The following is an 11,702-nucleotide window of genomic DNA, read 5'->3' on the forward strand; positions in this document are numbered from 1 at the left end:
TCGAAACGGATCGGTAAACCAGACACACCTCGCGGCCCGGGGTACTCTCGCTTCCGTGCACAGTGGGACAGGCTCACCCGGGTCCACCGCCGGACCGGGTGACAGCATGACGAGCGGTTCCGAGACCCCGGATCCCTTCGCCATCGAGGAGCGTGCGACCGGCCGCGCCACGATCACCGACGTCGCGCGCGTCGCCGGCGTATCGGTCGCCACCGTCTCCAAGGTCGTCAACGGCCGGTACGGCGTCGCCGCGGCAACGGCCGAGCGGGTGCTCGGCGTCGTCGCCGACCTCGGGTACGAGTCGTCCCTGGTCGCGCGCAGCCTGCGCCGCCGGCAGACCAACGTCATCGGCGTGCTGGTGGCCGAGTTCGAACCGTTCAGCACGGAGCTCCTCAAGGGCATCTCCGCCGCGATGGACGGGACTGGCTATGAGCTGCTCGCCTACTGCGGTGACGCCGGGCACGCGGACCACGTGGGCTGGGAGCGCCGCTCGCTGTCCCGCCTGGCCGGCACCCTGATCGACGGCGTGGTGATCGTCACGCCAACCCTGGCCCTGCCGGTGCACGACGGCGTACCCATCGTCGCCATCGACCCGCACACCGGCCCCACCGGGCCGGCCACCGTGGACTCCGACAACCTGGGCGGGGCGCGCACCGCCACCGAGCACCTCATCGGCCTGGGCCACACGCGCATCGGTTACCTGGGCGGGCGTTCCGACCTGGAGTCGGCCCGTCTGCGCGAGCTCGGCTTCTTCGAGGCGATGGAGGCCGCGGGCCTCGAACCGGACCCGAGCCTGGTGCTCGAGGGCGGCTACCGCCCGGACCGGTCCGACCGCCCCACGCACGACCTGCTCGAACGCCCTGACCGGCCGACCGCCGTCTTCGCCGCCAACGACCTGTCGGCGATCCACGTCATCCAGGTCGCCCAGGAGCTGGGGCTGCGCGTGCCCGAGGACCTGTCGGTCATCGGTTTCGACAACATCCCCGAGGCCGCCGCGTCCAACCCGCCGCTGACGACCATCGCGCAGTCCCTGCACGAGATGGGCGCCGAAGCGCTCCGCATGGTCATCGCGATGCTCGAGTCGGGCACCACCGCGGGCAAGCACACCCGCCTGCCCACGCGGCTGGTCGAGCGCGCGAGCACGGCACCCCCGCCCGCCGCGTCGAAATAACCTCGCCGACGGCGGCGGGCCGGGGCACTCTGGTGGCATGACCGGCATGACCTCACCTACCGGCGGCACGCCGGCACAGACGTGGCACCTCCTCGAGGTGGCGGCCGTACCGTCCGTCGACCATCCCGACGCCTGGGCGTACCACGGGATCGCCGCCGTCGACCGGGCGGTGGAGACCGCGACCCTCGGCTACGACGACCTCGCCCGCCCGGCACAGCAGATCGTCAGCGGGATGCTGCACCAGGAGTACGCGCGCAAGCGGCGGTTCGCCGCGGTCCTCGACCGGGCCGACGGCGGAGCGCCTACCGCCGACGACGTGGTCGGCTTCGGGTTCCTGGCGATGACGCTCAAGGACAACACGCACACCGCCGACCTCTACGTGGGAGTTCACCCGGACCACCGGCGGCAGGGCATCGGCACCGCACTCGCGACGCGGCTCGAAGAGGCTGCCGCCGACGCCGGACGGACCACCTTCTTCGGCTGGTCGCTGTCGGCTCGTGAGGCCGCCGAGGGCGAGGAGGCGCTGGTGCCGGCCACCGGCGTCGGGCGCCTCCCCGCCGACGCCGCGGGTGCTCGCTTCGCGCTCGGCCGCGGTTACACGATCGAGCAGGTGGAGCGCATGTCGCGGCTCGACCTGCCGGTGGATCCCGACAAGCTGGCGACGTTCGAGGCGGAGGCGCGCGCCAAGGCGGGCGACGACTACCGGACGCACACGTGGGAGGGCATCCCCGACGAGTGGCGCGCGGGATACGCCCAGCTCATGACCCGGATGTCGACGGACGTGCCGCAGGGTGAGCTCGACTTCGGCGAGGAGGCGTGGGACGCCGAGCGCGTCAGCGTGTACCTCGAGGAACGCGCCGCCAGCGGTCAGCGCCTGCTGACCACTCTCGTGGAGCACGTCCCGTCGGGCGAGGTCGTGGCGGGTACGTCGTTCCTGCTGCAGGACGCCAAGCCGGCGTTCGTGTTCCAGGAGGAGACGATCGCGCTGAAGACCCACCGCGGGCACCGGCTCGGGATGCTCGTCAAGGCGGTCAACCTGCGCGAGCTGGCGGCGCGCTACCCGCAGACGGAACGGGTACACACGTTCAACGCGGAGGAGAACGCGCACATGCTGAGCATCAACGTGTCCCTGGGCTTCCGCCCCTCGGGCGCGGAAGCAGCCCTCCAAAAACGCCTCTGACCTCGTTGAGTGCTGGGTATCTGCGGCTTTGCGGGCCGGAAACCCGCAAATAGCCAGCACTCAACGGGGCCTGCGGAGGCGGCTGGCCAGGCCCAGCACCTTGCCGGCTGCCCGGGTGACGACCCCGCCGGTGCCGTTCGCGACGTCCAGCAGCTGCTGTACCTGCTTGTGCGTGACGCCTGAGCCCGGCTGATAGGGCAGGCGGTCCAGGGGCATCGCGCTGGTCATGATCATGACGTCGTCCGACAGGCCCGCGCCCTGCAGCATCCCCGTGACCGTCCGGCCGATGACGGGATGGGCCATCGCCTCGCCCAACGAGGAAGCGGCGGTGAGCGGCGGGACGACGCCGTCCGACGGCACCTCGGCGTCTGCCGTGGCACGGATGTCGCGACTCGAAGCGCCCACCGCCACCCGGTAGGTACCGCCCTCGACCCGCCACCGGTCGGCCTGGACGTCCCAGTACGCGAGGTCGTCCCGGGCGACCGAGAGCTCCACCTCACGCGACTCCCCCGGTGCGAGGTAGACCACGGCGAACGCGGCCAGCGCGCGCGGGGCACGCGGGACCGGTGAGCCGGGCAGCGACACGTAGCACTGCACCACCTCGCGGCCCGCGACGCCGCCGGTGTTGGTGACGGTCACACGCACGGTGAGCCCGACGGTGCCGGACGAGCCCTTCCCGTTGGTCGAGCCCGTCGAGGCCCCCAGCCCCGAGTACGCGAACGTCGTGTACGAGAGCCCGTGCCCGAACGGGAACGGCACGTCCAGGTCGCGCGCGTCGTACCAGCGGTAGCCCACGTAGATGCCCTCGCCGTAGGTGACGTGCAGGCCGGTGCCCGGAAAGCTCGTCCACGCCGGGGTGTCCTCGATGCGCAGCGGGACGGTCTCGGCCAGCCGGCCGGAGGGGTTGACGCGCCCGTACAGCACGTCGGCCAGCGCGCCGCCGCCCGCCTGCCCCAGCAGCCAGCCCTCCACGATCACGGGCACCCGGTCCGCGAACCCGGACAACCGCACCACCGAACCGTTGGACAGCACCACCACCACGCGCGGATTGACCTCCAGCACCCGGTCGAGCAGCTCGAGCTGGACGGCGGGCAGCTCGATGTCCACGCGGTCGCGGCCCTCCGCCTCGGCCGACTGCGGCAGGCCCGCGAAGAACAGCACCACACCGGCGTCGCGCACCGCCGTCACCGCGTCGGCGGCCAGGTCGTTCCCGCTGGTCTGCCCGTAACCCGGGGCGAAGACGACGTCGGGCGACGCGCCCTGGATCGCGGCGAGGGCGTCATCGAGCCGGGTCGGGACGATCTGCGACGATCCCGAACCCTGGTAGCGCGGCGTGCGGGCGAGCTCGCCGATCACCGCGACGCGGGTCCGCGGCGCGAGCGGCAGCAGGCCGCCGGCGTTCTTGAGCAGCACCACCGCGCGGCTCGCCGCCTCCCGCGCCAGGGCGTGGTGATCGGCGTCGTGCCAGGCCTCGGGGTCGTGGCCGCGCTCGGCGAGCGGCGGCATGCCGCCGTCGGCCGTCTTCTCCCGCGCGGCCTGCGCCGCGAGCGCCAGCGCGACGACCCGGGTGGCCGAGCGGTCGACGTCGGCGACGTCGAGGGTGCCCGACCCCACGGCCGCGACGAGCTCCTTGACCCGGCCCTCGCCGGCGGCGGGCATCTCCAGGTCCAGGCCGGCGTGGATGCCGGCGACGCGGTCGTGGACCGCGCCCCAGTCGGACATGACGAGGCCCTCGAACCCCCATTCGCCGCGCAGGATGTCGGTGGTGATGCGGCGGTCCTCGCCGGTGTGGGTGCCGTTGATGCGGTTGTACGACGACATGAGCGTCGCGGGCCGGGCCTTGGTGACCACGCGCTGGAAGCCGCGCAGGTAGATCTCGCGGAGGGTGCGCTCGTCCATGTCGGCGGAGACGCGCATGCGTTCCGTCTCCTGGTTGTTCGCGGCGAAGTGCTTGAGGCTCGTGGCGACGCCGCCGGACTGGATGCCGGTGACGAGGGCGGCGCCGATCTCGCCCGCGAGCAGCGGGTCCTCTGACACGTACTCGAAGTTGCGGCCGCACAGGGGGCTGCGCTTGATGTTGATGCCGGGCCCGAGCACGACGTCGATGCCGCGCTGCTTGGCCTCGTCCGCCACTGCCTCGCCCACGCGCCGGACCAGGTCGACGTCGAACGTGCTGCCCAGCGCGACGGCCGGGGGAAAGCACGTGGCGGGGACGGCGCCCTCGATGTCGCCGACGTCGGGGGCGAGCCTGCGTACGCCGTGCGGGCCGTCCGCGAGGAATGCCGACGGGACCCCGGGGGCCTCGGCGGTGGTCCAGAACGATGCGCCGGACAGGAGCCGCACCTTCTGTTCGAGCGTGAGTTTCCTGACGATCGCCGCGGGCGCAGCGGCGGTGGCGACTGCTGTGCGGGCCTGCGGCTTCTTCGTCATGCGAGGTCACGCTACCCGGCGCAAAAAGCCGTGCGCTTCGACGCCGCCGGGAGCACCCTGGGCACATGACCTCGATCTCTGCGGTACCCGTCCCGGCGACGTCGGCGTGGCGGCTGATGGATCCTCCTCACCCGGCCTCGATCGACGAGGCCGACGCCTGGGCGTACCGGGGCATCGCTGAGCTGCATGCGGCGGTGAGCACCGCCGACCTCGGCAACGCCGACGACGCCCCTACGCCGCTCGGGATCCTCGTGGCGATGAACAACCAGGACTACCGGCGCAGGCTGCGCCAGGTCGCCGTGGTGGACACCCCCGAGGGGCCGCGAGTGGTGGGCAGTGCCCTTCTGAACCTCTTCGTCCGGTCGAACCCGGACCTGGCAGTCGGTGTCATCGTGGTGCACCCGGAGTACCGGAGGCAGGGCATCGGCACAGCCCTGGTCGACTGGCTGCGCAGCACCGCGCGCGCGGAGGGCCGGACGTCGGTCCTGGCTCCCGTCGACTTCGGTCCTGAGGGGGCCGACGGCGAGACGGTGGCTCCGGCGTCGGGCGTCGGCACGGTCTCCGCGGACCTGCCGGGTGTGCGGCTGGCGCAGAAGCTGGGCCTGGAGCTGCAGCTCGTGGAACGACGCTCCCGCATCGACCTGCCGGTCGCGCCCGAGGCGGTCTCGCGGTTCGAGGCCGAGTCCCGTGCCGTCGCGGGGGACGCGTATCGCGTCCACACCTGGACCGCGCCCACGCCGGACGAGTGGATCGAGCAGTACGCGGCCCTGGAGCAGGCGCTGTCCGACGACGAGCCGCGCGGCGCCCTCGACCTCGAGTCCGGCGTCTGGGACGCCGACCGTCTCCGCGTCGAGGAGGCGGCGATCGCGGCCAAGGGTGACCGCTACGTCGTGACGGCGGCCGAGCACGTGGCCACGGGCGAGCTCGCCGCGATGACGATGCTGCTGTGGAACGACGAGAAGCCCGACCACACCGACCAGGAGTCCACGGTGGTGCTCAAGGCGCACCGCGGGCACCGGCTCGGGATGCTCGTCAAGGCGGTGAACCTGCGCGAGCACGCCCGTCTGCGACCGGAGGCCCAGCGCATCTACACCTGGAACAACGAGGAGAACCCGCACATGCTCGCGATCAACATCGCGCTGGGCTTCGTCCCGGCGGGCGGCTGCGCGGAGTTCCAGGGCCCGCTGTAGTCACAGGAGGTGGGGGGTCAGGTCCGGGCCGTCCCCAAACGCCTCCGGCGGGGCGAACGGGTGGACCGGACCGCCCAGGTTGGTGTGCCGCAGGCGGAGCAGGTCCTGGTCCACCCCACCCGGGGTGAGCATGAGCATCCAGTCGTCGGCCATGTCGTACAGCTCGGTCTCCAGGTTGCCGATCTTCACGACGACGACGTCGGTCCCGCGCGGGTCGAGGCCGATCGCCGTGAAGTCGGACTCCAGGTGGTAGGGCCTGCGCCGTTCGGTGAGGATCACCTTGAGCCCGCCGGCCGCCAGCACGCAGACGGTGCCGGCCACCGGGTCGTCCTCGTGGACGTGCTCGACCACGCCGCGCAGCGTCACCGGCCCGGCGGGCCCGGCGTCGACCCGGGCGCCGGCCGTCACCTCGACGACCGCGCCCACCCCGGCGTCGGCCACCGCGCGGGCGGCCTCGGGGTCGGGCAGGGACGCGTAGATGGCACTGCGGCCGCCCGCTTCCGCCGGGATCGCGAAGGCGGGCTCCGCCAGGAGCCGGGCGAGGGTCCAGGTGACGTCGCCGGCGCCGCCGGCCATGGGGTTGTCGCCCGAGTCCGACAGGACGAAGGGTCGCGCGTCGCTCGCCAGCACCGCCTTCAGGCACTCCTCGTAGGTGCCCGCCGGTGCGACGAGGCCGAACTCGCCGCGGGCGTCCCAGTACCTGCGGGCGAGCCGCTCCGCCTCGCGCGCGATGAGCGCGTCGTCGTCCCCCATGACGACGACGGCGGCCCGGCAGCGCGGCTCGTCCGCCCACGCGTACCCGACCCAGACGGAGGCGTCGAGGACACCGTCGAGCGCGCCGACCCGTGCCACGTCCTCGTAGATGCCCCGCGCGGGCTCGACCCGGGTGCTCGTCCGCTCCCCCGGCAGCAGCACCGGGACCTGCACCCAGGCCTTCCGCGGCCGGCCCGCCCCGTCGATCCGGCGCAGCAGGTTCGTGGCCGCGCGCTCACGTGCCTCGTCGTCGTCCTCGTGCGGCGTCATGCGATGGCAGGCGATCAGGTCGACCGTCTCGGCGAGCTCCCGCGACACGTTGCCGTGCAGGTCCGTCGAGGCGGAGACCAGGCAGTCCGGCCCGACGGCGGCACGCACCGTCCGGGCGAGGTCCGCCTCCGCGTCCGTGTACCCGAGCACCGCCATGGCGCCGTGGATGTCGAGCAGCACCCCGTCGAACGGGCCCTGCGCCTCCAGCGCCAGGCCGATCTCGGCACGGACCGTCTCGTAGACGTCGGTGAGGACCGCGCCGCCCGGGAGCGCCCCGGCCCGCAGCACGCCCACCCACTCGGCTTCGCGGCGCAGCGGTGCGCCGTCCCGCAGGAACGGGTACCGCCGGACGAGCTCGTTGCCACGCAGCAGGGTGAACGCCTCCCAGCCCGAGCGGTGCGGGGAGAACGTGCTGGACTCGATGGCCATGCCGCAGATCGCGATCCGCGGCCGATGGTTGGTACGGGTCACGCGCGCAGTGTAGGCGGGACGGGTTACGACTTAGCGCTCATTTCACGCTAAAAGGCCAGGTGTCGGCAGCTGAGCTGCCGACACCTGGCCCTCGGTCGCGTGGTCCGCCGCGCTGGTGTCAGTCGTCGTTCCGGTCGTCCGCGTCGTCGTCCGCGTCGTTCGGGGTGTTGTCGTCCGGGGTGTTGTCGTCCTGGTCGTCGACGTAGTTCGAGTCGTCCGGCGAGTCCGCCGACTGCGCGGAGCCCGGGGTGTCGGTCGCCGACTCGTTCGGCGAGTCCGCCGACTCCGGCGAGGGGTCGTAGTTCGCGTCACCCGGCGAGTCCGCCGACTGCGCGGAGCCCGGGGTGTCGCGTGCCGACTCGTTCGGCGAGTCCGCCGACTCCGGCGAGGGGTCGGTCGTGGTGCCCGTGCCGCTGTCGGGCTGCGGGGCGCCGTCCAGGGTGACGGCCGCGGAGGACTCGGTCCGGGGGGCCGGGTCGTTCAGCGCCGTTGCCGTCGTCGCGCCGGCGACGCCGAGCACGGCGGCTGCTCCGACGATGGCCCAGCGCTTCTTCATGGTCGACGGGTTCATCTCTGTGACCTCCGGTCTCGTGGCACCCGGTCCGGGTGCCTCCTGACAGATAGTCTGCGCCGCCTGGATGAGGCGACGAGGAGAGCCGCATGAGACGCCTCTCATGTCCGGGAAGGCGCCCCGGGCGTCAGCCCTTGAACCGGTAGCCCGCCCCGCGCACCGTCTCGATGCGGTCCGCTCCGAGCTTCTTGCGCAGGTACCGCACGTAGACGTCGACCACGTTGGACCCCGGGTCGAAGTCGTATCCCCAGACCCGCGACAGCAGCTGCTCACGGGACATGACCTGGCCCGGATGCTGCAGGAACACCTCCGCGAGCGCGAACTCCCGTGCCGAGAGCTCCACCTCGCGCCCCGCCACGGTGGCGGTTCGCGTGCGCAGGTCGAGCCCGACGTCGCCGTGCTCCAGGCGGTCCGACGACGCCGCCTCCCCCGTCGTCCGCCGCAGCCGCAGCTTGATCCGGGCGAGCAGCTCGTCGAACCCGAACGGCTTGGACATGTAGTCGTCCGCCCCGCCCTCCAGGCCCGCCACCCGGTCGGAGAGCGAGTCCCGGGCGGTCAGGATCACCACCGGCAGCGTGGAGCCGACGTCGCGCAGGCGCTGCAGCACCGTGAAGCCGTCCAGCACGGGCAGCCCGATGTCCAGGACCATGAGGTCGTAGCCGCCGGACATCGCGTGGGCCAGCGCCGACGCGCCGTCGGACACCACGGTCGGCTGGAACCCGTGCGCCTTGAGGCCCTTGCGCACGAACTGCGCGATGCGCTCCTCGTCCTCCGCGATCAGGATCTGGTTCAACGTGCCTTCTCCTCGGTCGCCGCGCTCCTGGTCCCTGCCTGCGTGCCCGACGGGCCCGACGGCGCTGCGCCGTCGGCCGGCCAGGTCATCATGAAGCGCGCCCCGCCGCCGTCCGACCGTTCGACCACCACGTCCCCGCCGTGCCCCTGCGCGATGGCCCGCACGATGGCGAGGCCGAGGCCCGAACCGGAGACCCCGCCGGTCGTGCTGCCCCGCGCGAACCTGTCGAAGATGCGGTCCGCCTCCTCGGGTGGCACGCCGGGCCCGGTGTCACGCACCCAGAGCAGCACCTGACGGCCCGCAGGTCCGTCGAACACCTGCGTGCCGATGCCCACGTCGTCGTCCGGCCCGGTGAACTTCACCGCGTTGTCCGCGAGCTGCAGCACCGCCTGGGTGAGCCGGTGCACGTCGGCGACCACCTCGGCGTCGGCCCGGGCGTCCACGACCCAGCGGCGCGCGCCCAGCGCGCGGGCCTTGTCGTGCACGTCGTCGGTGAAGCGGCCCAGGTCGACCGAGGCGGTGGAGACGAAGTCGGCCCGCTCCGCCTTGGCGAGCAGCACCAGCTCCTCGACGATCTGGCCCATCCGGGACGTCTCGTCGAGCAGGAGGTCCCGGGTCTCGCGCACGTCCGCCGGGTCGTCGGGGTCGAGCACCTCCAGGTGGCCGCGCAGGACGGTCAGCGGGGTGCGGAGCTCGTGCCCGGCGTCGTCCAGGAACTGGCGCTGGGTCTCGATGGCCGTGGACAGCCGGTCGAGCATCGTGTTGAACGCGCCCGCCAGCTCGCCGAGGTCGTCCTCGGTGGCCACGGGAACCCGCTGGGACAGATCGGTCTCGGTGACCAGGGTGGCGGTCGAGCTCAGCTGCCGCAGCGGGCGCAGCAGGCGGCTGACCACCAGCCAGGCGAACAGCCCCAGCAGCACCAGCGCCACGCAGCAGACGATCGCGTAGGTGCGCATCACGGCGGTCTCCGCCTCGAGCGCCTCGTCCAGCGCGGAGGCCATGACGTACGCGCCCACCTCCTGACGGTCGGGCACCGTCACCGGGACGACGACGAACCACACCCGGCCGATCTCCGTGTCGATCTCACGCTGGACCGTGCGCTCCGACTGCGGGGTGAGGCCGTCGACGACGTCCTGGACCACCGCGCTCTCCGCGACCACCCTTCCTCTCCCCGATGGGTTGGTCTGCTGGTGCCTGCCGTCCAGGTAGCTCACGAACATCTCGTAGTTGCCCGGGACGTTCCGTTCCATGGCGACGCTCATGAGCCGGCCCGCGCCGCGGAACTCCTCGCCCGTCTCCGGGTCCACGCCGTTCTCCGCGAGCTGCTGCAGCTCCCTGATCTCCTGGTCGAAGTCCTCGGAGATGTCCTCCATGATCTGCCGGGTCTGGATGGCGTGGGTCAGCAGGCCCGTCGCGAGCAGCCCGATGGCGGTCACGGCCACCACCGTGGTCACGACCTTGGCCCGGACCGTCGGCCGGCGCAGGCTCATGCGCGGCCCACGCCGGACGACGCGAGCCTGGACCCGTCGAGCCACGAGGCCACGACGTCCAGGCGGCGCGACGTCGCCGCCCGCCACCCGCGCTCCTGCACGCGGTGCGGCCCGGTGGCCAGCGAGAGCAGCACCCCGGCGACACGCGCGGCGAGGTCGCTCCGGTCGGCGCCCCGGCCGCCCGGGGCCGCCACGAACCCGGCGGCGTAGTCCGCGGCGAGCTGACGCATCCTGGCCGCGTGCGTGGCCTGCGCGGGATCCTTCCCGTGCACGAGGGACAGCACGTCCAGGTGCGCGACGAGACATGCGAGGTCGTCGGCACGGTGGCCGGGGCCCGCGGAGTCGACGTCGAGCAGGCCGGTGATCCGGCCGTCGGTGAGCATGATCTGGGCCTCGTAGAGGTCGCCGTGCGTGGGGTCCGCACCGGTCCCGCGCTCCGCGAGACGCGTCCGGACGGCGCCGGCCAGGTCGGCGGCCCGGCCTGCCTCCGCGGGCAGCGCCGCCCCGATGACGCCCGCGTAGTGCTCGGCCGAGTCGCTCCACGCGGGGCGCCGCGGCAGGTCGCGCACCTCGGCGGGCAGCCGGTCGAGCAGGTCCAGCACCTCGAGCGGGGACGGGATACGCCCGCCGTCCCGCACGGCGGCACGCATCTCGGTGCCGTGCAGCGGGGACAGCACGAGGAGGCCGTCGTCCGACCAGCCGAGGGGACGCGGGACCGGCAGGCCGGCCCGCGACAGGAGCTCGTGCCGACGGTGCAGGTCGGCGACCTTGCGGGGGCGCAGCACCTTGAGGAACACCCGGGACGACGCGGCCGTCGCCTCGATCACCGCACGCCGCGTCGGGCGGTAGGCCCGGACCTTGAGCACGGGGTCGGTGCGGGCCTCCGGGCTGACGCCGAGGCCGGCCAGGAGCTCCTCGACCGCGGCCGTGTTGAAGGCGCGGGGCAGGGCGGGCAGCGCCGGGTCGCCGGGGAAGCGCCACACGGCGACCGTCGCGTCGCCGTCGGACAGCGTGACCACGCCCGGGTGGCGGCCGTCACGGGAACGGCCGACGCTCGCGCCGAGCGTCTCGGACCGCTCGATGCCGTCCCAGCGGACCGTCGCCCGGTAGGCGACGGTGGTCGTCGAGCCAGGGCGATGGTCCACCTGACGCACCCGCCAGTCCACGAGCTCGCCGCCGGCCGTGGCCACGGCCGCATCGAGGAGCCCCGCAGCGGCGTCACCGGTCAGCAGGTCGAGGTGCGTGTTCACCCGCTCATCCTCGCAGCCGGTACCCGGCGAAGCCCTCCGATTCGGATGAGAATCCTCTAACCCGGCACCGACGCGGCCCGGTACTCGGTCGCCGGCGGGTACGGCGGGGGGTGCACCAGGTCGCCCCATCCGC

Annotated in this window: 9 protein-coding genes; 3 read left to right on the forward strand and 6 right to left on the reverse strand. The window is 73.1% G+C overall.

Features of this window, described 5'->3' with window-relative positions; genetic code table 11:
• Positions 1–106: 106 nt before the first annotated feature.
• A complete protein-coding gene (locus ACQEVI_RS10270; protein ID WP_432897802.1) occupies positions 107–1,171 on the forward strand; it encodes a LacI family DNA-binding transcriptional regulator in 1,065 nt (354 codons plus the stop codon).
• A 37-nt stretch (positions 1,172–1,208) separates the two neighbouring features.
• Positions 1,209–2,351 (forward strand): GNAT family N-acetyltransferase, encoded by a 1,143-nt coding sequence (locus ACQEVI_RS10275; protein ID WP_432897805.1) that lies wholly within the window; start codon positions 1,209–1,211, stop codon positions 2,349–2,351.
• A 60-nt stretch (positions 2,352–2,411) separates the two neighbouring features.
• On the opposite strand, the gene ACQEVI_RS10280 is transcribed toward ACQEVI_RS10275, so the two are convergent.
• Positions 2,412–4,781, reverse strand: coding sequence for a glycoside hydrolase family 3 C-terminal domain-containing protein (locus ACQEVI_RS10280; RefSeq protein ID WP_432897808.1), 2,370 nt, complete (start codon positions 4,779–4,781; stop codon positions 2,412–2,414).
• Positions 4,782–4,846: 65 nt separating this feature from the next.
• Between ACQEVI_RS10280 and ACQEVI_RS10285 the strand changes: the two genes are divergently transcribed.
• Complete coding sequence (locus ACQEVI_RS10285) at positions 4,847–5,971, forward strand: GNAT family N-acetyltransferase (RefSeq protein ID WP_432897811.1); 1,125 nt, start codon at positions 4,847–4,849, stop codon at positions 5,969–5,971.
• On the opposite strand, the gene ACQEVI_RS10290 is transcribed toward ACQEVI_RS10285, so the two are convergent.
• From ACQEVI_RS10290 to ACQEVI_RS10310, 5 genes are all read right to left on the reverse strand, one after another.
• A complete protein-coding gene (locus tag ACQEVI_RS10290) occupies positions 5,972–7,465 on the reverse strand; it encodes a M81 family metallopeptidase (protein ID WP_432897813.1) in 1,494 nt (497 codons plus the stop codon).
• Between the two features lie 118 nt (positions 7,466–7,583).
• A complete protein-coding gene (locus ACQEVI_RS10295) occupies positions 7,584–8,036 on the reverse strand; it encodes a hypothetical protein (protein ID WP_432897816.1) in 453 nt (150 codons plus the stop codon).
• 127 nt (positions 8,037–8,163) lie between these two features.
• Entirely contained in the window at positions 8,164–8,829 is a 666-nt protein-coding gene (locus ACQEVI_RS10300) for a response regulator transcription factor (RefSeq protein ID WP_432897819.1), read from the reverse strand.
• On the reverse strand, positions 8,826–10,319 hold the full coding sequence (locus tag ACQEVI_RS10305) for a sensor histidine kinase (RefSeq protein ID WP_432897822.1): 1,494 nt from the start codon (positions 10,317–10,319) through the stop codon (positions 8,826–8,828). Before ACQEVI_RS10305 ends, ACQEVI_RS10300 begins: the two co-directional genes overlap by 4 nt.
• On the reverse strand, positions 10,316–11,569 hold the full coding sequence (locus ACQEVI_RS10310; RefSeq protein ID WP_432897825.1) for a phosphotransferase: 1,254 nt from the start codon (positions 11,567–11,569) through the stop codon (positions 10,316–10,318). The genes ACQEVI_RS10305 and ACQEVI_RS10310 overlap by 4 nt, the downstream gene beginning before the upstream one ends.
• Between the last annotated feature and the right edge of the window lie 133 nt (positions 11,570–11,702).

The organism is Promicromonospora sp. CA-289599, from assembly GCF_050936155.1.
Classification (GTDB): Bacteria; Actinomycetota; Actinomycetes; order Actinomycetales; family Cellulomonadaceae; genus Promicromonospora.

What these genes read in the sequence shown, in the direction of transcription:
- ACQEVI_RS10270 (WP_432897802.1), top strand. Translation starts at nt 107, where the DNA reads ATGACGAGCGGTTCCGAGACCCCGGATCCCTTCGCCATCGAGGAGCGT.
- ACQEVI_RS10275 (WP_432897805.1), top strand. Translation starts at nt 1,209, where the DNA reads ATGACCGGCATGACCTCACCTACCGGCGGCACGCCGGCACAGACGTGG.
- ACQEVI_RS10280 (WP_432897808.1), bottom strand. Translation starts at nt 4,781, where the DNA reads ATGACGAAGAAGCCGCAGGCCCGCACAGCAGTCGCCACCGCCGCTGCG.
- ACQEVI_RS10285 (WP_432897811.1), top strand. Translation starts at nt 4,847, where the DNA reads ATGACCTCGATCTCTGCGGTACCCGTCCCGGCGACGTCGGCGTGGCGG.
- ACQEVI_RS10295 (WP_432897816.1), bottom strand. Translation starts at nt 8,036, where the DNA reads ATGAACCCGTCGACCATGAAGAAGCGCTGGGCCATCGTCGGAGCAGCC.
- ACQEVI_RS10305 (WP_432897822.1), bottom strand. Translation starts at nt 10,319, where the DNA reads ATGAGCCTGCGCCGGCCGACGGTCCGGGCCAAGGTCGTGACCACGGTG.